The sequence below is a fragment of the Jeotgalicoccus aerolatus genome, from assembly GCF_014635205.1.
GTDB classification, from domain to species: domain Bacteria; phylum Bacillota; class Bacilli; order Staphylococcales; family Salinicoccaceae; genus Jeotgalicoccus; species Jeotgalicoccus aerolatus.
In genome coordinates this window covers 13,535-33,790 of sequence record NZ_BMCN01000001.1, presented here as the reverse complement: position 1 = coordinate 33,790, position 20,256 = coordinate 13,535, and the positions used below count along the sequence as shown (strand labels likewise).

The window sequence follows — 20,256 nt, the reverse complement described above, 5'->3', positions numbered from 1 at the left end:
AAACGCTTGGTGAAGCGTTTTCAAGGGAGAAAGTTTTATTGTGAATATACACTAAAAATCGATAATATTGAATTTTATTGCATAAATCACTGCCTGGGTCCGATCAGAAACTTCCAATTTATTCAATATGTGGCTGACATGAGTTTTTACAGTTTTTTCACTCACAAAGAGTGCTTCGCTGATTTCTTTATTCGACTTGCCTTTGACGATTTCTTTCAGCACTTCAGTTTCTCTTTTTGACAGTCCATTTCTTTCATGCGGCATATCGCCGGTCTTGTCGATAACTTTCAGAATATCAGGGTGGATTACCCTGTCCCCTTCTATCACACTTTTAATTGAGCCAATCAGCTCATCTACTTCCATTTCTTTAATGATGTAGCCGTCCGCCCCCGCTCGAAAAACAGGATGAATATATTCTTCACTTGTATAGCTGGACAGAACGAGCACCTTAATATTTTTATATTTTTCTTTCATTAACTTAGTCAGTTCAATGCCGTCCATTTCAGGCATGACAAGATCGATTAAAACCAGGTGAATCTCATCGTGATGTGTTTCCAAATATTTAAGTGTTTCAGCACCGCTGTCGAAATCTTCTACTACATTGATATCAGAAGTCGTAGACAGCAAAAACTTCATGCCCTCTCTTACGACTTGATGATCATCCGTTAAAATAATGTTATACATTTAATTCCCTCCGAGTTTCAAACGTGTCATTAAAGTCGTTCCCAAATTGATTTCAGATTGGATTTCCAGCTTTCCATTCATCTTGTGAACACGTTCGTGCATATTTGTCAGTCCGTGGCTCATGCCATTCGTTTCAGCAGGATTAAAGCCGTTTCCTTTATCACTAATAACGAGCAGCAATTCTTCTTCTGAAATCTCGATCAGCACCTCACCATTCTTAGTTCCTGAGTGCTTCCTAATATTATTCAGACCTTCCTGAATAATTCTGTAAAGTTCTATTTCCATATCATCTTCTATATTGTAGAAGCCGTTCATTGTGATTTCTATGTCCAATTCGAGAATTCTGGCATAGTGCTTCACCGCTTCGATCATGCCATTTTCAAGACCGATTGGTTTTAACTGCCATATTAAAGCCTTCATTTCTTTCATGGCATACTTAGATGTATTTTCAATTCTTTCAAAAGCAAGGCCGCTTTGAGCTGAGTCTTTCAATGATTTTCCTGCGTGTGAAGTAATACCGATAGAAAAGAGCATCTGATTCACTGAATCGTGTAATTCTCTCGCCAGGCGCTGACGTTCTTTAATAATCATATTTTCTTTTTCGCGCGTCGTTAAGTCCAGTCTTTTTAAAGTCGAACCCAGCTGGAAAGCGACTGACTCGAGCAAATCCAGCTCATCCTTTTGAAACTCTTTAGTATAGGGACTCGCCACATTTAGCAAGCCGAAAGTTTCATCCCCTGAAATTAGCGGCACCGTCGCATGATGTGTAATACCATTATTTTCATCCGGTATTTCTCTCGCAGCTTTTTCCAGCCTTGAGCATGCAACGATATTCGTTGCATTGGATAACTCCCCTTTATTGAACTTATTGACGCACCAGCATTTATCATTCCGTAAGTAGGTATGATTTTCATTTTGAAGCGTCGGAGGCAGCTGATAATGTGCACTCAGTTCATGTTTTCCATCTTCATTTATAAAAAATATCCAGCCTGTGTTAAAATTGGAATGATCAATCAGCATTTTTAAAGCACCGTCGATCATAGACTGGCGATGCGTTTCTGTATTTAAAAATTCAGCGATATCTTTTAAGAGCTGGAGCTTGCTTTTCATCATTATCCCCTCTTTAAATAAATTGTACGAAATTTGTTACACTTAAAATAGCCGTTTTCACTTATAATAAAATAGTAAGTTACAAAATAATAATGAAAGGTCAGGCACTGATATGAAAAGTAACAAACTTTACATGCAAATGATTTTTATCGTGTCATTGCTCGCCACACTCGGTTCTCTGTATTTCAGTGAAATCAGAATGTATGAACCGTGCGAGATGTGCTGGTATCAGCGCATATTAATGTACCCGATTGTCATTTTATCTTTTATCGGAATTATAAAAGATGACAGCCATGTCCGCCTCTATGTACGCGTGATGAGCGGTATTGGTATACTTATGTCAACGTATCACTATGCACTCCAGAAAATCCCGGCACTCGGTGAGAGCGGCAATTCTTGTATGGGTGTTTCCTGTACAGTGCAATATATAAATTGGGCTGGATTCATTACGATCCCGCTACTTGCATTGACTGCTTTTATCATTATTTTCATTTTATCATTTTTCATTAAAAAAGATTAAAGAATAGGAGTTATTAACTTATGGGCAACAAAATATTTTACGGCATTATCGGTTTAATCGTAGTAGCATTCATTATTATTGCTGTTGTTATTGGCGGCAATGAAAAATCAGCAGAGGACTATGCGTATTATCCATATACTGATAAAGAACCTGAAGAACTGAGCGGTCCGACAATCGACAAACTTGAAGACGAAGATTACCAAAGCAACAAAACACCTGCAGAAGTTGAAGAAATCGTAAACTCAGGTGAAGGTGAGTTCGTATACTTCTGGAGTCCGACATGCCAGCACTGTCAGGCAGCGACACCAATGCTGACTGATGCACTCGACAGCATCGACGGCGAAGTTACTCAGCTTAACGTATTAGAATATGACCAGGCTTGGGAAACGTACAACATCAGCGCAACACCAACTTTAGTTTACTATGAAAACGGCGAAGAAGTTGAACGCCTTGAAGGTAACCCTGGATCAGTTGACGGTTTTGAAGAATTTATGACAGCAGCTGCGGGAGAATAAGATGAAATTTACTGTACCTCAGAAGTTTAACCAGTTCACTCTGGAAGATACGCTGATTGCGCTTCATATTCCTAAAAAAGAAATGCACTGGCTGCGCATGTCTAAAGACATTTTGATCAACGATAAGCAAAATTCGTTAAAAGCAGAACTTGCTGAAGGCGACACGGTGATTCTCCCTGATTTCAGTGAAGCGAGCAGCTATAAGAAGAGCAGCAAACAAGCTGTCATTCTATTTGAAGATGAAAACCTGCTGATTGCATCTAAGCCGCCCGGTCAAAAAGTTCATCCAAATGAAGCTTCTGAACAAAATACGCTTGTAAATGATGTCATCAACACCGTGCACAGCGCATATGTTGAAGCTGTGCACCGTTTAGACGTCGATACAACAGGTATTGTCCTGATGGCTAAAAATGCCTATATGAAGAAAATGCTGGATTATATGCTGGCAGAAAACCAAATTAAACGTGTTTACATGGGTCATGTGAAGAAAAACAGTAAGATCGCAGTCCAGACAGTAAACGCGCCGCTGGGTAAAAAGCCGCATACGAATATTTTTCATGTCACAAGAACTGGAAAATCAGCAGTCACTCATATTATCGATAAAAAAGTGACCGACAAATATGAAGAACTGATTATTGAACTGGAAACGGGACGCACGCACCAAATCCGTGCACATATGAAGCACTTAAATGCCCCGCTGGTCGGGGATAAACTGTATGGCGGACCACCGTCACCCTACCTGCACTTATACGGCTATAAGGTTTCATTCAAACACCCGATTACTGATGAAGAAATCAGTGTCAGTCTGGATATCTAACTTAAATCTGGACTGGAAGATAGATATTTATTTAATAAAAAATATGCTGCCCGATTCGGGCAGCATATTTGTACAGCTTATTTTCTGAATCGGCTTTTAATCCGTTCCAGTATATTGCTGTGTTCCTGCAGCATTTCAGTTTTCTTCTGTTCTCCATTTTCTACCGCACGTTTCATCAGTTCATCCTGAACACTCAATGGCGGCAAGTCATTTTTAACATATTCATAAGTCCCGTCAGACAGCTGTCTGCGTGCCTTGACATTGTCATGGAGGAATAGATTATTGATTTCAATTAATTCTTCCACAATTCTCGGATCGTTAATCGGGAATAATATTTCAACACGCTTAATCATATTTCTCGTCATCATATCTGCTGATGATAGGAACATTTTCTTATCTCCATTATGATAGAAATAATAGATTCTGGAGTGTTCTAGAAATCTGCCGACAACACTGATGACACGGATATTGTCGCTGACACCTTTAATACCCGGCTTCATACAGCATATACCGCGAATGACTAAGTCCACTTTTATACCTTCTTGCGAAGCTTGCAGCAATTTATCGATAATTCTCTTATCTGTTAGTGAGTTCATTTTGGCAAAGATGTAGCCGTTGCCGTGTTTTTTATGACTTTCAATTTCCAAGTCGATACGTTCTGCAAACATATCGCGGATTTCAAATGGCGCGACATGCAGTTCTTTATATTCTGGTTTAAGTGAATAACCGCTTAAATAGTTAAAGAAGTTGACTGCATCGTCACCGATATTCGGATCTGTCGTAATAATTCCCATATCAGTGTACTGTTTTGCCGTTGAATCATTATAGTTGCCGGTACCTAAATGGACGAATTTCACTATTTTTTTATTCACTTTTTTAACAACTAGTGTAATTTTACTGTGTGTTTTTAAATAGTTCATACCGTAAATTACATGACAGCCGGCATCTTCAAGTTCTTTTGCCCAATGTACATTATTTTCTTCATCAAAACGCGCTTTTAACTCTACCAGCACAGTCACCTGTTTGCCGTTTTCTGCTGCTAATTTTAATGATTCAATAATTGGTGAGTCACTCGATACGCGGTAAAGGGTCTGTTTGATTGCCAGAACATCTTTATCCGTCGCGGCTTGCTGAACAAATTCCACGATCGGCTGGAATGATTCATACGGATGATGGAAAAATATATCTTCCTTCAACGCCGTTTCATACACATCTCTGCTGCCTAAAAACTTAGGCTGCTGAGGGAAGAAAGGTTTGAACAGCAGATTTGGAAATCGTTCTTTTAACTTGCTTGTTAATTCAAACAGGAAAGTTAAATCCAGCGGTCCGTCAAAACGGTACACATCTTCAGGATGAAGTGACAGCTGGCTCTCTAAAAATGATCCATTAATCGTTTCATCCCGGCTTCTGTCTATTTCCAGACGGACTGCCGCACCTTTTGTTCGTTCTTTTAAGAAACGCTCAATTTCAATAAGTAAATCTGCAGCGCCTTCTTCATGTATTGTTAAATCTGCATTTCTAGTAATTCTAAACGGGAATGTTCTGTCGATTTGATAGCCGTTAAACAATTTATACACATACTCTTCAATAATGTCTTCAGCAAGAACAAAGTATGTTTTCCCTTCATGAGACAATTCATAAAATCGTTTAATGACAGTCGGCAGCTGAACAATTGCTGTCTGCTTGCCCACTTCATTAGATAAGTCGACGAATATATTAATTTTTTTATTCATCAGCTTAGGAAACGGCCGGTAAGCATCGATACCAAGCGGTGTTAATGATGGCAGAATTTCTTCATCAAATAGATTTTCCAGCTTATCCTGCAATGGTTTTGCAAGCTGATGCGGTCTTCTGATAAAGACATTCAAATCCTCTAATTCGCTCATCAATGCATGATACGATTCGTATTGAATACGGCAGTTTTCACGGTTAAGTTCTCCGATACCCTGAAGCTGTTCTTCAGGCGTCATTCCGGTTTTAGTATCCGGTTCTGCATAGTTCATTTTTACCTGGTCTTTTAAACCGGCAACTCTGACCATAAAAAATTCATCGAGATTAGAACTTGTGATTGCTATAAATTTTAATCGCTCAAGAAGAGGATTACGCGTATCGTCTGCTTCAGCTAATACTCTGTAATTAAAACGCAACCAGCTTAATTCCCGGTTATTATAATATGATTTATCATTTAATTTATAAGACATAATAATCCTCCTGACCCTTGAATATTATAGCGTATGAATATTAAGATTCTGTAAATTCTATCCACAAATTACCGCCGAGAATTTTTTCAATATGCTTCTTCTGACGTACAGCATGATACTCTTCTGCGATCGGATCTCCGTTATATTTAATATCCAGTCTGAAGTCATCTCCAGAAACAGACATTTTCAAACTGTCCACAATTTCCGTATTAGAAATATTTAAAGCATTTGCAAATTTAACAAGTGAACCGAGCGCCTGAATTTCACTCAGCTCTTCATCATCGAACCAGCCCGTTTCTTTAGCGTAAAAATCCAGCAGAGTTTTATTTTTATAACTGGCGATCAGCGCTAATTTGACCCGGTCACGGTGAATAATCCCGTTAATATTACTGTTGGAAATTAAATAGTAAGTATGCTGACTGGACGCATCTCTATCGATAAAGTCCCCTAAATAATAAATCCCTGCAGCATGTTTCATAATCATTTTATTCGTTTTTGACAACGATAAAATACCGAGTCTTTCCAGCTCATGATACAAGCGATCAACAATTTCAGTCCGTTTTCTGCTGTCTGTTTCATCGAGATTAAAATCATTTGCCAGCTGTTCTATTGAGTCTTCAAACACTCTGTATTTATTAAATGCGACCGGGAAATCTTTGCTGATAATCTTCATAGCCATGCCTTCACGCAGCCCTTTTCGGCTGAATTTAAACTCATTTGCCCCGACAACATCAAACAGCGTTTTAAAGACGATACTGCTCGGTAAAATAATATCTGCACGGTCTTTACTTAGCCCGTCGATATCATCCAGATTTTCTGTATCTGTCGTTTTAAGAAGTTTATACACATCATGTAAATCTTCTTTTTCCATCGTATAACCATGAACACCCGCTATCGGATAGCTGATTAAAGCCTGGTGGATGCGCGCAATATTACGCGCACTCCCTCCAATGGCTAAAATAGGTACTTTTCTGTCACGGAGCCAGTTCACTTTGTTCAGTTCGTCCTCAACAAACTTTTTAGTGTCTTTAATTGCTGATTTATCATTGTGGTCTTTGCCTTCAAAAAACATTTTATTTAAAGTCACAACACCGAAAGACAAACTGATACTGTAAATAATTTCTTTATCTTCGTAAAAAGTAAGCTCTGTACTTCCCCCGCCGATATCGATTGTCACGGCATCACAGTAGCTGATTGTATGGACAGCCGCTTCAAAACCAAGCGCTGCTTCCATTTCTCCGCTGATAATTTTAGCATCAAGATCAAGTTCCGCCTTGATGCGCTTTAAAATATCTTCACGGTTTTTAGACTGTCTAATAGCAGCAGTCGCCATAGGATAAATATCAGTTATATGATATTTTTCGGAAATCTGTTTAAAACTGTGTAAAATTTTCAGCAGTGCTGATACACCTTCTTCAGCCATATAGCCGTCTGCATCGATGTACTGAGCTAAACGCGCTGGTGTTTTAATGTTTCTGATTTCTTTTATGCCGTGTTTTTCTGTGTATTCAAAAAGTACAAGTCGAATCGTGTTGGATCCGATATCTATTAAGCTTATTTTTTTCATCGAAAAACCCCTACTCTTTAGAGTGAATCATGTCTTCCGGTTTAATCCATTCGTCATACTGTTCTTCTGTCAGTAATCCTGAATCAAGCGCAGATTCTTTTAATGTGATTCCTTTAGCGTGTGCATTTTTAGCAATTTTAGCAGCATTTTCATAGCCGATATGCGGATTTAATGCAGTCACAAGCATTAATGAATTATTTAAATATTTATCTATGTTTTCAGCAATCGGTTCAATTCCTACCGCACAGTTATCATTGAAACTGCTCATTCCGTCAGCAAGCAGGTAAATAGACTGCAAGGTATTAAATAAAATAACCGGTTTAAATACGTTCAGTTCGAAGTTCCCCTGTGAGGCACCGAAGCCGACAGCTGTATCGTTACCGAATACTTGTGCAACAACCATAGTCAGCATCTCAGACTGAGTCGGGTTGACTTTGCCCGGCATGATTGAAGATCCCGGTTCGTTAGCTGGAATTTCAATTTCAGCCAGACCTGCACGCGGACCTGAAGACAGCCATCTGACATCGTTGGCAATTTTCATTAAGTCTGCAGCAAGTGCTTTTAATGAACCGTGAACGTAAACCACTTCATCATATGAAGATAAAGCGTGGAACTTATTAGGTGATGACACAAATGTCAGCCCCGTTTGTTTTTCAAGCTGTGCTGCCACTTTAGTACCGAACTCAGGATGGGCGTTAATACCTGTTCCGACAGCAGTACCGCCGATCGCAAGGTTAGCCAGCTGTGCTTTAGACTGGCTGATTAGCTCTTTAGATTTTTCAAGCATGTATGCCCAACCGCTGATTTCCTGGCCCAGAGTAAGCGGTGTGGCATCTTGTAAGTGCGTACGTCCAATTTTAATAATATCTTTGAACGCTTCTTGTTTTTCTGCAAATGTATTGTGCAGTTTATCCAGTGAAGGCATCAGCTGATGTTCGATTGCCTGGCTGAGCGCAACGTACATCGCAGTAGGATATGTATCGTTTGAACTCTGTGATTTGTTCACATCATCATTGGGATGCACAACTTCATCACTGCCGTGTTCTTTAAGATAGTCGTTCGCTACATAGCTCACGACTTCATTGACGTTCATATTGCTCTGTGTTCCGCTTCCTGTTTGCCATACGACAAGCGGGAAATGCTCGTCCAGTTCGCGTGCAATGACTTTATCACAAGCATGGACAATCGCATCTTTTTTCACATCTGGTAATTTCCCTAATTCATTATTAACAATTGCTGCGGCTTTTTTTAAATGCGCAAATGCAACAATGACTTCAATCGGCATTTTTTCTTTGCCTACCGGAAAATTCTGGCGGCTTCTTTCTGTTTGAGCTGCCCAAAACTTATCAGCAGGCACCTTAATTTCACCAATTGTATCGTGCTCTATTCTAAATGACATACAAAAATCCCCCCGAAATATAGTATTCATTACTAGTCTATACTATATTGCGAAAGGATTCATTAAGAAAAAGCTATGCAAACTTATAAGTGTAATATTCTACTATATCTTGGTCTAATCCGCCTGCTGCGTCTTTATCAATTACCACTGTGACCATGCGGTGACTTTTTATTTCACTAAGCATACCGCTGCCTTCAAGTTCTGCATCATACAGCCTTCTGACAACATCACTCTTATCTTTCCCCGTTGCATAAATAAAGAGTTCTTTTGCTTTCAGTAATTCATCATTATCATTGTTAAATCCAACTTTTTTATTGGCATTCAAATTAAGCAGCGCAACATTGACTTTTTTCTTACCCTTATTGTCAAGGTCATCTGCAGTACCGCCGCTGTTTAATTGAGACGATGGAATATCCAGATTTTTAAATACATCCAGCCCTTCCGAACCTACAGCATAAATCTGTACTTCTGATAAATCTGCAGGATGATTTTTTACTTCACCGACAAATTTTTGATAAGCCTGAGTTAAATCTTCGTTTACATCAAGTGCTAAAATACTTTCCGGATTGTTGTGGATCTGCTTGCGCAATAAATCCGCAGCAAAGATGTCTGTCAGTTCTTTCGTTTCAAATATTTTAAAATTCATTGCCATAATTTTATCCTCCAATAATCGATGCATTATTATATAATCTTATATTACATTTATCTTACCCTAATCTGTAATTAAAATAACGTAATCCGGCTAAGAAATAATAATTTAGTCATGAGTCACATGTTTTTTTCAACTAAGGCTTTTTAATCTTTGCATAATGGTTTATAATAAATGTAATTAATCTATGTACTGGGGGCAAATCAATAATGAAAGCATTTCTTATTTTAATGGTTTGTATAGCCTTCCTGACTTCAATTCTTACTGCAGGTCGCGAGACTGAATGGGGATATAAAGATGACGGGGAGAAAAAAATTAGAGAATAGTTTTATTCAATTCAATTTTTCAAGCTGAGCGGCATTATGCTGCTCAGCTTTTTTTAATTTATGCTTATCATATATAAGCCGGATAATTGAGAATTATTATCACTCGTTATATAATACAGATAAATATACTTATAAAAAAGATTTACAAGGAGAAAGTACATGCAGATATATTGGAGTAAGCTTATAGATGTAGTCACTGAATCGCCCGAAGTAAAGACCTTCATTTTTGAATGCCCGGAAGATTATACATGGGACGAAGGTTCTCATATTCACCTTGCCCTCGAAGGCTTCAATACAGGTGAAAAACCCGACAGAAGCCTGATTCGCCACATGTCGATTTCAACGCTGATGGACGAGAACAAAATCGGCATTACCACGCGTATTCGCAAGGAATCATCTAAATTCAAAAATATTTTAAATAATATGGCTATTGGCGAACAGGCCGCAATTTTTAAAACGCATACTAATGTGCCGTTAAAACGTGAAGGCAAAAATATTTATATGCTGTCTTCAGGTGTCGGTCTGGCTACATTCAGACCGCTTGCACTGGATTATTTAAATAATAGCGATAATGTAGAAAAAATCCATTCTTTAAATATCGATTCATCTAAACACTATTTATTTACCGATATTTTTAAAAATAATTCCGATAAAAATATGACTGCACACTTTGTCAGCAGCCGCGATGAATATTATGAAGCAGCAGAAAAACTGACAGCAGACAAAGATGCTTTATTTTATGTTGTCGGCAGCGATGAATTCCTTAAACAAAATGTAGATATGCTGCTGAAACAAGGCATACCCAATCATCAAATTTCACTCGATAAGCACGAAAGTCAAAAAGATCAATTCTTTACGAGTTAAAAAAACCAGCAGAGCTCATTTTCTGAGCTCTGCTGGTTTTTATTATTTACTGTCCTAAAAATCCTTTTTCCTTCAGTACTTCATCGACATCGAGACGCTGTTTTTTACTGAGCATGTTAATCACTTGTCCGCTCCATTTATCGTCACGTTTACCTTCTGTTCTCTCACTGTAGTAGTCGCTGACGCGCTGATCATATGCTTCGATATCATCTTCTACTTCATCGATGCGCTGGTATGTATTTTCGTGATACACAGCTTCGAATGGCAGACGCTCTTTTTGTGATCCTTCCTCTGTCGGATAGCCGGCAACCATACCAAACAGCGGGAAAGCACCGTCAGGCAGACCTAAAATTTCACTGGCTTTTTTAACATCGTTGCGCAGTGAACCGATATAGCAAATGCCAAGCCCCATACTTTCGGCAGCTACTGCCATATTTTGAGCAGCCAGACTCGCATCGACTACACCCACAATCAGATTTTCTGTCTTATCAATAGAAATATCTGCATCCGTTTTTTTAGCCAGTTCCTGATGACGATAATAATCGACGACAAAAACGAAAAGATGACCGTTATGTTCAACATAACTCTGTGTACTGATTTCTCTCAGTGCTTTTTTCTTCCCGGGTCTGTGACACCCATAATAGAATATGCCTGAACATAACTGGACGTGCTCGCACTTTGCGCAGCACCCACCAGCGTTCTAATTGTCTCTTCAGATAATTCTTCATCAGTGAACTTTCTTAAAGAACGGTGATGATTCAATAATTTTATAACTTCATTCATAAAAAATTCCTCCTATGTCAGTCCGGGATACCCTTGCTGTCTTAATGCTTCATACACTAATATGCCTGCTGTATTTGATAAATTTAATGAACGCACTTTGTCAGTCATTGGAATTCTCATTAATGAATCCTGATATTCATCTTTCAGCCAGTCCGGCAGACCTTTTGTTTCCCGGCCGAATACAAAATAATGATCGACCTCTGTACTGCTGTAATCCATATCTGTGAAATGTTTTTTGCCAAACTTTGAAATCATATAATATTTACCGCTGCTCTTTTCAAAAAACTCTTCTATGGATTCATATTCATACAGCTCTAAATCTTTCCAGTAATCGAGCCCTGCACGCTTAACGTACTTGTCTTCAAGGCTGAAGCCATAAGGTTTAATTAAGTGCAGCGGTGTGCCTGTTCCGACACATGTTCTTGCGATATTCCCTGTATTCTGGGGAATTTCCGGCTGATATAATACAACGTGATTCATTCTATTTTCCTTCTTCCTAACTCACTTCTTGAATGCCGAGGAGCATTTCTTTTTTTACATCATCATCGGTCTCAATACCATACCGTTCATGAATGTAGTCCAATGCCTCGTCACCGGCAATTTGTCCGATTGCCCAATAGGCTGTGCCTTTAATGACCGGACGCATGTCCGTTTCGGCAACAGATTTAAGTATATCAAGTGCGGACCTTTCTTTAAAGTGCGCGAGTGCAATAATAGCATTGCGCTGGATCGGCTTTTTGCCTCTCCACACTCCGGCAAGATGACCGTAAGTCTCTTTAAAATCTCTGTTCGAGATCTGCAGCAGACTGGTCAATTCCGGTTTTAAAATTTCCGGTTCAAGTACGATATCTTCATGGTGTTCTGTATTAATTCCTCTATTTCTAGGACAGACTTGCTGGCACGTATCGCAGCCGTACAATCTGTTGCCGATTTTTGAACGGTACTCCACCGGCATGAAACCTTTAGTTTGAGTTAAAAATGAAATGCACTTTTTAGAATCGAGCTGGCCGTCGCCGACAAGTGCTCCTGTTGGACAGCGGTCCACACAAATATTGCAGTCTCCGCATGAATCCAAGAGTCCTTCATCTGCAGGAAAAGGATAGCTCACGATCATTTCACCTAAGTAGGAATATGTCCCTAACTTTGGATTAATAACAAAACCATTTTTGCCGACAAAACCGAGCCCGCTGCGTCTCGCAACTTCACGATCGCTCAAAACTCCGGTATCCACCATCGATTTACAATCAATGTCAGGATCAAGTTGCTTAATATAAGCTTCCAATTTTTCAAGCCGGCTTCTCAATAGGGTATGATAATCCATCCCCCATGATGCTCTCGCAAAAATCCCGCGGCGCTCACCCTGTTTTGATTTTGGTGCGTTTCGCAGTTTATTAGGATAGCCGACAGCAATGGAAATAATACTTTTCGCATTTGGCAGACTCGCTTTCGGATTCGTCCGTTCTTCGATCGTGCCCGTTTCAAATCCCGACTCATAGCCATTTTTATAGTAATCGATGAGTTTAGCTTTAAACTCGGTAAACGGCTCTGCTGTTGTAAACCCGATATCATCTATCCCGATAGAATGAGCGTATTCAATGATACGATTCTTAAATTCGCGGCGGTCCATAGTATCCCTCCTTTATTTGCAAAATCTATGATCTTGATTTATATTAATTATAACAAATACAAGTGCGAGGTGAACTGCAGGACAATGAAGTAGATTATCCTTTTTCCTATGACATATTTAAGCTTATTTACTATGCGAAAAATCTGTCGAAATAAGGGTAGTCATACGCAGTTCAACTATAATATTTAATTTCATGCACGGATATTCATCCTTTTCTTACAGATAAATATACCCTGCATATTTTGTATTATACTTAATGCGGCCTTATTTCGACAACGAAATGAGGCCATTTTTTATGATGAATCTTAATAATATAACTTTAGACATTAACGGCGAAACAATTATCTCAATCGATAATATCACTGTGCAGGAATATAAAACCATCGGTCTGATTGGACGAAACGGCAGTGGAAAGACAACACTACTAAAACATATCGTCAATCACAGCACTGTTTATACTGACCAGAAAATCATTTATATTCCGCAGCTGAAAAATAATACTCTTGAAAAAAGCGGCGGTGAGACAACAAAAATATATCTGCAGCAGGCACTGAATCAGACGGCAGGTATCTTTCTTTTTGACGAGCCGACGACACATCTCGATGAAACAAATGCGTCATGGCTGCTCGATGAACTGAATCAAAAGAAAGCAATAAAGATTATCGCTTCACACGACCGTGATTTTCTCGATAAAATTGCAGATGAAATCTGGTCAATTGAAGATACTGGAATTGTTATATATCCAGGAAATTATACGCACTATAAAGAAATATCTGCTCACAACAAACAGCGTGCTCAGGATGAATACGATAAATATATTCGTGAGAAAGCTCATCTGGAGCAAGCAGTTGAAAATAAATCAAAACAGGCAGCTCTCTCCAACCGTATATATGACAAATCATCTAAAAAGTACATCACAGCAGAGACACCCTACTTTAATAAAATGCAAAAGAAACTCGATAAAGTCCGAACCAGCATGCAGACACGTCTAAACCAGCTTGAAGAAAAAGAAAAACCTGAAGAAGATAAGCAGGTCATTTTCTATAATCAGGAAATAAAAAAACTAGGCGGTAAAATTATTATCCGTCTCGAACATGAAAATATCAGCCGGGAAAACACGAAGCTGCTGAAGGATGTTTCTCTCTATTTAAAAGCAGAAGATAAGGTGTGTATTACCGGGGCAAACGGGTCAGGTAAAACAACCCTGCTAAATGCTATTTACGAGAAGTATAAACACTCTAACTTACAGCTTGGCTATTTTTATCAGCAGCTGGAATCACTGGCATTGGATTCGAGTATTCTAGAGAATATTCTCAGCACCAGCCGCTACGATGAAACAACGGTCAGAACTGCCCTCGCCCGCTTAAATATAAAAGCGGATGATGTTTATAAAACCGTTTCTGTTATCAGCGGCGGTGAACGCGTCAAAGTACAGCTGATCAAGCTTTTAATGTCTAACAGTCAAGTACTTATACTGGATGAGCCGACAAATTTCTTAGATGTACATTCTATCGAGGCGCTGGAGCACATGCTGAAAAGTTACCCGGGCTTATTAATTCTCGTCTCTCATGATAAACGATTTAGAGAAAGTACCACTTCTGTTTCATATAACATTCAAAATCAAACCCTCGTTAACCCTAATGATGCCGCACCGCGCAGTCATGCAGCAGATGAAATGATGGTTCTTGAAAATAAGATTACCCGGGTACTCAGTCAATTATCGGAAGAATCCACTCCAGAACTGGAAGCAGAATTTGAAAGATTGATAAAAGAAAAAAACGAGATGAAAAGGCAGCTTGAATGACAATACACTACTCACAAAGTAATATACTTCTACACTATCATCTCTAAACAAAAATAATCCGTACGTTTTCCCCACTGGGAATCTAACGTACGGATTTAATACATATTATATTCTATCGCTCTTTACTCGTTATTGTAATCCATTGCACGTCTAATACGCTCAGGAATCATTACAATTTCAGCCTTCATATCTTCCGGTCTGAATGTTTTATCGATACACTGTTCCCAGTATTTCAAATGTTTCTCGTCCAGTTCAGTTTCAGATATTTTATCTTCTGAATGATTGTCGTCCTGAACACTGTACCAGTATAAATATTCCACATCATTGAATGCTTCTCTAAAAATTGTTTCTACGAACATCTTCTCGCCCTCGAGGTTCATGAGGACGTCATCCATATGATTGTGCATATATTCAATCCATTCATCGACCAGTTCGCTTTTTCCTGCTTTAACTCTGTATTTCGTCAATTCTACTCTCATGATTGCTCCCCTCTTCAAACGGCTTTATATTTAGGTTTAACCTATGTATTATTAAAATTAATTGTCTTATTATGTTTCGATCGAAAACTCATGATATCGCTATTATAACGTTTTGTGTGCCAAAGACAATGATTATCAGTATATTTTTTACCGGAGGTACGATTAATGAAACTCATTTTAGGCTCTCAATCCGAGAGACGCCGCACGCTTCTCTCACAAGTCGGCTTGGAGTACGAAGTCGTTATTCCAAATGCTGATGAAGATCTTATCACCAGTACACATCCTGAAACTAAAGTCATCGAAACCGCTAAATTAAAAGCGTCGATGCTGAATCTGGATGATGATTCAGTTATTTTAACGTGTGACACAGTCGTCAGTTTTAACGATAAAATCTTCGAAAAACCTGACACGATTGATGAAGCGCGGCAAATGATAACCGCCTTATCCGGAAGCACTCATGAAGTGTACTCCGCTGCAATATTAAAGTCAAGAGACTTTGAAGAAATTATTTCCGACTGTACACGAGTCACTTTTTATACGCTGACAGCAGAAGAAATCGAAGATTATGTTCACAGTGATGAACCGTACGATAAAGCCGGCGGCTATGGCATACAGAGTTTTGGTGCTGTCTTTGTGAAAGAAATACAAGGGGACTATAATACCGTTGTCGGTCTCCCGCTGTCAAAAGTTTATAGAGCTTTAAAAAAATATAGTTTGTAGATCCGGAACTGGAACAATAACACAAAACAAAATCCGTACGCCGGATGCCTAAGGGGATTTCCCCAAGTCAGCTGACGTACGGATGATTTATTATATAGATATTTATTTCCAGTCCCGTCTATTTAAATATCAAACAGTGTATTGAACGCTTCACTCATCACCGGATGGTTATACATCATGTCACGAAGTGCTGTATATGGAATATCGTGATCCATAGCCAGTTTCACCATATTAATCAATTCTTCGGAGTTAACACCGTAAAGGTGTGCACCAAGGATTTTACCAGATTCGGTATCCACTACTGCTTTAAATAGTCCCCGCAGTTCATTGTTAATATGGGATCTTGGATGACCTGACATCGGCATACTGTTTTCTTGTGCTTTAAAACCTTGTTCTTCCGCTTCTTTTAAAGTCAGTCCTGCACGTGAATATGGCGGATCCGTAAACATTGTATAATGAATATTTGTTCTGGAATCAAAAGTGTACTCACCATCACCGAATAAATGATCCTTCACAATACGAAAATCATCTAATGACGTATAGGTGAACTGCGCACCGCCTTTAACATCACCCAGTGCATATACATTTTCTACATCTGTCTGAAGATGGCTGTTGACGTTAATTGCCCCACTATCAGTCAAGCTGATGTCTGTATGTTCCAGTCCAAGATTTTCTGTGTTGGGTCTTCGGCCTGTTGCAAATAGAACTGCATCAGAAGACAGCTCTTTTCCGCCGGATAGTGTGATTGTAATGCTATTTTTATCATCTTTTACATGTTCTGCACGTTCTCCGAACAAGAAGTGTATGCCGCTGTCCGCCATATCTTTACTCATCTCAGCAGCGATATCTGAATCTTCATTTTTAAGAAGCTGTTCATCCGGTACAATGACAGTCACTTCTGAACCAAATGCATTGTACATCACTGCAAATTCAAGACCAATATAACCCCCGCCGATTATGGTCAGTCTGTCAGGAAGAATATCTTCGTCAAGCAGCGTCGTACTTGTGTACACTCTGTCAGAATCTATATCTCCTTCGATTGGAGGAATAATACTTTTAGCACCGGTATTTATAAAGAATTTATCTGCAGTCATCACTTCTTTATTCCCGTTCTTATCAGTGACTACAACTTCATTATTGCTGACAAACTGCGCACGGCCGTCAAAAACAGTCGCATTGCTTAAATCTGCAACGCTGTGATAGTTTTTATCACGCAGCCTTCCAATGACACCGTTCTTACGTTCTATCGCTGATTTATACTCTCTGCCATCCAATGCATCATGCATTAATAATTTAGTCGGTATACACGCAATATTGATACATGTACCGCCGTACATCATCTCATCTTCTTCAATGAGTGCAACCTTCCAGTCTCTGTTCGACAGCTCAGCAGCCAATGTTTTACCCGCTTTGCCGAAACCTGTAATAATGGCGTCAAATTGTTTCAAACTCAGCATCTCCTTAAATTTATCTATAAATTTTCATCTTAAATATTTACCCTTAATATTGTTTTTAGAAACCTAGTGCCTAGTCTGCCAGCCTCCATATACAGGTCAATGTTAATTTCTCCTTCTCATATGATGCTTTAATTTTACCATCCATTTTTTCCATCAGACTTTTAACGATAGATAAACCGAGCCCTGTGCTTTGATGTGTCCTCGATTGATCTGCTATATAAAACCTGTCAAAAAACAATTCTAAGTCCATTTCCTTTGCCGTCAGCCGGGTACTGTTTTCAATACTGATATGAACATAATCACCATGTTTTTTTAAACTGACAGAAACTTCACCGTCCGAATAACGTATCGCATTGGACAGTAAATTTTCAAGGACACGCCATACCGCATCCCTGTCGCTGTCAATAAATACATTACCCATTTCAATATCTATACCGGGTTCTATATGAACATCCTTAAAACTGCTGTAAAAAGATAAAACTGCTTCATTAACCAGCTGAGAGAGATTAATCTGTTCTTCATTCAATTTATAATCAGGGGATTCAATGGTGCTCAATTCAAAAAAGTCATTGATCAGATGTTCTAAATGTTTTGACCGTTCAATTGCAATTGACAAATATTCGTGCCGTTTGCCCTCAGTTAAATTTGATGATTCAATCATTTGCAAATACCCTTTAATAGACGTTAAAGGAGTTCTTAAATCATGAGATATATTTGCAACTGCTTTTTTCAACTCATTATCAGAACGAATTTTTTCACGGTTTGAATTAACATAATGATCCATCAGCCTGTTTATTTCAGATCCGAGTGTTTCAATGTGTTTATCGATTAAATTAATATCTATTTTCTTTTCGGTCTTTAAATCATTGTATGAGGCAAGCTGTCTGTTGATATTTTTAATTTCTCCAGAAATAGTAAATAAGCGGATGCTTAAGAAGACTATTACAATGATTAAAATCAGTATTATAATAAGCATTCTTATCACCCGCCTTTTTTATTTAATTTCTTTTTTGCTGAATACAATCATGCCGATAAACAACAGTACTGCCATTGTGATTAAACCGACAGCAAGTCCGGTCATAATACTTTCTATCCCGAGTTCGGGGAAAAGGACCTGATTAAACTGCTGAAATATAGAATATTCATAGATGCGCTCGATAATACCTGACTTCGGCATTTTTTCAACGATATACATGACAATTGTGAATAATATCGAGAATATAATTGTCTTGCCGCTGTCTTCAGTAATTATTGCCAGCAGGCTGATAATTGCTGTGTAACCCAAAAGCTGGAGGGAAAATAAACTGTACGCCCCAAGCAGATAAGTGATGGTTTCAAATGTAAAAATTCCACCGTTGCCCATTATGATATTCAGTATGATACCCGTCACTGCCGGAATAAGTACAGCAATCACGACTGCAGCTGCAGAGTAGACTATATATTTTACAAAATAAATCAGTTTTCTATTTTTACCGCTGATAATCTGATTCTTTATCACACCGCTTGGACCAAAATCGGTAGAAATATAAAATGCCGCGAGTGTCCCAATCATAAGATTAAAAAACAATGGTGCCATGAACATAGACAGACCGTTCATTTCAGAAAGTCCTGCTGCATCAAACGGTGTATTATAAACTTGCCACCATTCAGTGATTGCTAAATAGTGCATCACAGCACTCAGTACAAGCGAGGTCAGCAATATTACCCAGAATGATTTGTTGAGTCTTAATTTAAACATTTCAGCTTGAATCATATTAAGCATGCGGCTCACCTCCGATGACCTTTGAGAAGTAGCTCTCAAGACTGTCCCCGTTTTGAGATAAATGCTCGATGACTAAGCCGCTGTCAGTCAATGTTTTAGACACGGTATAGACATCATTCAGATGGTTATACAAATGAATATACCCGTCCGGCATCACTTCAAAATTTGCGGTCTGTATCATCTCTTCCAGTACTGTCGCACCTTTATTGGCGTTATCCACTTTAATCTTTAAATGCTGCTGACATTTTTCATCCAGCTCAGACAGACTTAATTCCTCAATGAGTTGACCGTTATGAATAATACCGTAAGTCGTCGCCAGCTGGTAAAGCTCGCTTAAAATATGACTGGAAATCAGTACTGTCAGACCTCTTTCATGATTTAACTTTTTAATTAAATCTCTAAGTTCCACAATACCAATTGGATCCAGTCCGTTAGTCGGTTCATCTAAAATAAGAAATTCAGGATCACTGAGCAGTGCAACTGCCAGGCCCAAACGCTGTTTCATACCGAGAGAAAAATTTTTAACTTTCTTATTGCCGGTATTCTTTAATTCCACCAGACTCAGTGCATCATCAATACACGATTTTCCGGGAATTCCTTTTTGCAAACGGTGTACTTCTAAATTCTGTCTCGCCGTCATATTTAAAAACAGTGCAGGATTTTCAATCACCGCTCCCATTCTCTTTTGTGCATCATTTAAGCCCGTTTCAGTGTTCACACCGAAAATTTCAATTGAACCTCCGCTCGGAAAATTCAAGCCTGTAACAAGACGGAGCAGCGTTGATTTACCTGCACCATTCTGTCCGATAAAACCGTAAATATCCCCTTTCTTAATGGAAATGTTTACTTTATCGACGGCCTTATGATTTTTATAAGTTTTCGTGAGTTCATGTGTTCTTAAAATATATTCACTCATATTTTTCGCTCCTTCTTAATCGATACATTCATTATAGAAGCTAATTCATAAGAAGG

The 20,256-nt window shown here is 38.7% G+C and carries 19 protein-coding genes and 1 pseudogene; 6 read left to right on the top strand and 14 right to left on the bottom strand.

Features of this window, described 5'->3' with window-relative positions:
* Positions 1–51: 51 nt before the first annotated feature.
* Both IEU81_RS00285 and IEU81_RS00280 read right to left on the bottom strand, forming a co-directional pair.
* Positions 52–684, bottom strand: coding sequence for a response regulator (locus IEU81_RS00285; protein ID WP_092598985.1), 633 nt, complete (start codon positions 682–684; stop codon positions 52–54).
* Entirely contained in the window at positions 685–1,794 is a 1,110-nt protein-coding gene (locus tag IEU81_RS00280; protein ID WP_176760650.1) for a GAF domain-containing sensor histidine kinase, read from the bottom strand.
* A gap of 112 nt (positions 1,795–1,906) precedes the next feature.
* Here IEU81_RS00280 and IEU81_RS00275 point away from each other — a divergent pair, with 112 nt between their 5' ends.
* Genes IEU81_RS00275 through IEU81_RS00265 form a run of 3 tightly spaced genes read left to right on the top strand, consistent with a single transcriptional unit; the run spans position 1,907 to position 3,646 of the window.
* Positions 1,907–2,314: a disulfide oxidoreductase gene (locus IEU81_RS00275; RefSeq protein WP_092598979.1), complete on the top strand. Its 408-nt coding sequence runs from the start codon at positions 1,907–1,909 to the stop codon at positions 2,312–2,314.
* A 20-nt stretch (positions 2,315–2,334) separates the two neighbouring features.
* On the top strand, positions 2,335–2,829 hold the full coding sequence (locus IEU81_RS00270; protein ID WP_092598976.1) for a thioredoxin family protein: 495 nt from the start codon (positions 2,335–2,337) through the stop codon (positions 2,827–2,829).
* Between the two features lies 1 nt (position 2,830).
* A complete protein-coding gene (locus IEU81_RS00265) occupies positions 2,831–3,646 on the top strand; it encodes an RluA family pseudouridine synthase (protein ID WP_092598973.1) in 816 nt (271 codons plus the stop codon).
* A gap of 77 nt (positions 3,647–3,723) precedes the next feature.
* On the opposite strand, the gene IEU81_RS00260 is transcribed toward IEU81_RS00265, so the two are convergent.
* From IEU81_RS00260 to IEU81_RS00245, 4 genes are all read right to left on the bottom strand, one after another.
* On the bottom strand, positions 3,724–5,847 hold the full coding sequence (locus IEU81_RS00260) for an RNA degradosome polyphosphate kinase (RefSeq protein ID WP_092598970.1): 2,124 nt from the start codon (positions 5,845–5,847) through the stop codon (positions 3,724–3,726).
* 40 nt (positions 5,848–5,887) lie between these two features.
* Entirely contained in the window at positions 5,888–7,414 is a 1,527-nt protein-coding gene (locus IEU81_RS00255; RefSeq protein WP_092598967.1) for a Ppx/GppA family phosphatase, read from the bottom strand.
* Positions 7,415–7,424: 10 nt separating this feature from the next.
* Complete coding sequence (gene fumC, locus IEU81_RS00250; RefSeq protein ID WP_092598964.1) at positions 7,425–8,813, bottom strand: class II fumarate hydratase; 1,389 nt, start codon at positions 8,811–8,813, stop codon at positions 7,425–7,427.
* 73 nt (positions 8,814–8,886) lie between these two features.
* Positions 8,887–9,465, bottom strand: coding sequence for a sugar phosphate isomerase family (locus tag IEU81_RS00245; RefSeq protein WP_092598961.1), 579 nt, complete (start codon positions 9,463–9,465; stop codon positions 8,887–8,889).
* 482 nt (positions 9,466–9,947) lie between these two features.
* Between IEU81_RS00245 and IEU81_RS00240 the strand changes: the two genes are divergently transcribed.
* Complete coding sequence (locus IEU81_RS00240; RefSeq protein WP_186089751.1) at positions 9,948–10,652, top strand: dihydropteridine reductase; 705 nt, start codon at positions 9,948–9,950, stop codon at positions 10,650–10,652.
* Positions 10,653–10,698: 46 nt separating this feature from the next.
* On the opposite strand, the pseudogene nfsA reads toward IEU81_RS00240, so the two are convergent.
* The 3 genes and pseudogenes from nfsA to queG form a co-directional block, all read right to left on the bottom strand.
* A pseudogene (nfsA, locus tag IEU81_RS00235) lies at positions 10,699–11,435 on the bottom strand (oxygen-insensitive NADPH nitroreductase).
* A gap of 12 nt (positions 11,436–11,447) precedes the next feature.
* Complete coding sequence (trmL, locus tag IEU81_RS00230; RefSeq protein WP_092598952.1) at positions 11,448–11,915, bottom strand: tRNA (uridine(34)/cytosine(34)/5-carboxymethylaminomethyluridine(34)-2'-O)-methyltransferase TrmL; 468 nt, start codon at positions 11,913–11,915, stop codon at positions 11,448–11,450.
* A 16-nt stretch (positions 11,916–11,931) separates the two neighbouring features.
* Positions 11,932–13,062: a tRNA epoxyqueuosine(34) reductase QueG gene (gene queG / locus IEU81_RS00225; protein WP_186089749.1), complete on the bottom strand. Its 1,131-nt coding sequence runs from the start codon at positions 13,060–13,062 to the stop codon at positions 11,932–11,934.
* Positions 13,063–13,357: 295 nt separating this feature from the next.
* On the opposite strand from queG, the gene abc-f reads away from it, so the two are divergent.
* Positions 13,358–14,866: a ribosomal protection-like ABC-F family protein gene (abc-f, locus tag IEU81_RS00220; protein WP_176760649.1), complete on the top strand. Its 1,509-nt coding sequence runs from the start codon at positions 13,358–13,360 to the stop codon at positions 14,864–14,866.
* A gap of 122 nt (positions 14,867–14,988) precedes the next feature.
* On the opposite strand, the gene IEU81_RS00215 is transcribed toward abc-f, so the two are convergent.
* Positions 14,989–15,345: a DUF6176 family protein gene (locus IEU81_RS00215; protein WP_186089748.1), complete on the bottom strand. Its 357-nt coding sequence runs from the start codon at positions 15,343–15,345 to the stop codon at positions 14,989–14,991.
* Between the two features lie 165 nt (positions 15,346–15,510).
* On the opposite strand from IEU81_RS00215, the gene IEU81_RS00210 reads away from it, so the two are divergent.
* Positions 15,511–16,065: a Maf family protein gene (locus IEU81_RS00210; RefSeq protein WP_092598940.1), complete on the top strand. Its 555-nt coding sequence runs from the start codon at positions 15,511–15,513 to the stop codon at positions 16,063–16,065.
* Between the two features lie 122 nt (positions 16,066–16,187).
* Here the strand turns inward: IEU81_RS00210 and IEU81_RS00205 are convergent, their stop codons facing one another.
* The 4 genes from IEU81_RS00205 to IEU81_RS00190 form a co-directional block, all read right to left on the bottom strand.
* Positions 16,188–17,513 (bottom strand): FAD-dependent oxidoreductase, encoded by a 1,326-nt coding sequence (locus IEU81_RS00205; protein WP_186089747.1) that lies wholly within the window; start codon positions 17,511–17,513, stop codon positions 16,188–16,190.
* A 79-nt stretch (positions 17,514–17,592) separates the two neighbouring features.
* Positions 17,593–18,498 carry a sensor histidine kinase gene (locus tag IEU81_RS00200; RefSeq protein WP_186089746.1) on the bottom strand — a complete coding sequence of 302 codons (906 nt, stop codon included), beginning with the start codon at positions 18,496–18,498 and terminating at the stop codon, positions 17,593–17,595.
* Positions 18,499–18,516: 18 nt separating this feature from the next.
* Positions 18,517–19,284, bottom strand: a complete 768-nt coding sequence (locus IEU81_RS00195) for an ABC-2 transporter permease family protein (protein WP_186089744.1) — start codon at positions 19,282–19,284, stop codon at positions 18,517–18,519.
* Positions 19,277–20,200 (bottom strand): ATP-binding cassette domain-containing protein, encoded by a 924-nt coding sequence (locus IEU81_RS00190; RefSeq protein WP_186089743.1) that lies wholly within the window; start codon positions 20,198–20,200, stop codon positions 19,277–19,279. The genes IEU81_RS00195 and IEU81_RS00190 overlap by 8 nt, the downstream gene beginning before the upstream one ends.
* Positions 20,201–20,256 lie beyond the last annotated feature (56 nt).

Bases quoted from the DNA above. Each gene is read 5' to 3' on its own strand.
- IEU81_RS00285 (WP_092598985.1), bottom strand. From the start codon at position 684: ATGTATAACATTATTTTAACGGATGATCATCAAGTCGTAAGAGAGGGC.
- IEU81_RS00280 (WP_176760650.1), bottom strand. From the start codon at position 1,794: ATGAAAAGCAAGCTCCAGCTCTTAAAAGATATCGCTGAATTTTTAAAT.
- IEU81_RS00275 (WP_092598979.1), top strand. From the start codon at position 1,907: ATGAAAAGTAACAAACTTTACATGCAAATGATTTTTATCGTGTCATTG.
- IEU81_RS00270 (WP_092598976.1), top strand. From the start codon at position 2,335: ATGGGCAACAAAATATTTTACGGCATTATCGGTTTAATCGTAGTAGCA.
- IEU81_RS00265 (WP_092598973.1), top strand. From the start codon at position 2,831: ATGAAATTTACTGTACCTCAGAAGTTTAACCAGTTCACTCTGGAAGAT.
- IEU81_RS00260 (WP_092598970.1), bottom strand. From the start codon at position 5,847: ATGTCTTATAAATTAAATGATAAATCATATTATAATAACCGGGAATTA.
- IEU81_RS00255 (WP_092598967.1), bottom strand. From the start codon at position 7,414: ATGAAAAAAATAAGCTTAATAGATATCGGATCCAACACGATTCGACTT.
- fumC (WP_092598964.1), bottom strand. From the start codon at position 8,813: ATGTCATTTAGAATAGAGCACGATACAATTGGTGAAATTAAGGTGCCT.
- IEU81_RS00245 (WP_092598961.1), bottom strand. From the start codon at position 9,465: ATGGCAATGAATTTTAAAATATTTGAAACGAAAGAACTGACAGACATC.
- IEU81_RS00240 (WP_186089751.1), top strand. From the start codon at position 9,948: ATGCAGATATATTGGAGTAAGCTTATAGATGTAGTCACTGAATCGCCC.
- trmL (WP_092598952.1), bottom strand. From the start codon at position 11,915: ATGAATCACGTTGTATTATATCAGCCGGAAATTCCCCAGAATACAGGG.
- queG (WP_186089749.1), bottom strand. From the start codon at position 13,062: ATGGACCGCCGCGAATTTAAGAATCGTATCATTGAATACGCTCATTCT.
- abc-f (WP_176760649.1), top strand. From the start codon at position 13,358: ATGATGAATCTTAATAATATAACTTTAGACATTAACGGCGAAACAATT.
- IEU81_RS00215 (WP_186089748.1), bottom strand. From the start codon at position 15,345: ATGAGAGTAGAATTGACGAAATACAGAGTTAAAGCAGGAAAAAGCGAA.
- IEU81_RS00210 (WP_092598940.1), top strand. From the start codon at position 15,511: ATGAAACTCATTTTAGGCTCTCAATCCGAGAGACGCCGCACGCTTCTC.
- IEU81_RS00200 (WP_186089746.1), bottom strand. From the start codon at position 18,498: ATGCTTATTATAATACTGATTTTAATCATTGTAATAGTCTTCTTAAGC.
- IEU81_RS00195 (WP_186089744.1), bottom strand. From the start codon at position 19,284: ATGCTTAATATGATTCAAGCTGAAATGTTTAAATTAAGACTCAACAAA.
- IEU81_RS00190 (WP_186089743.1), bottom strand. From the start codon at position 20,200: ATGAGTGAATATATTTTAAGAACACATGAACTCACGAAAACTTATAAA.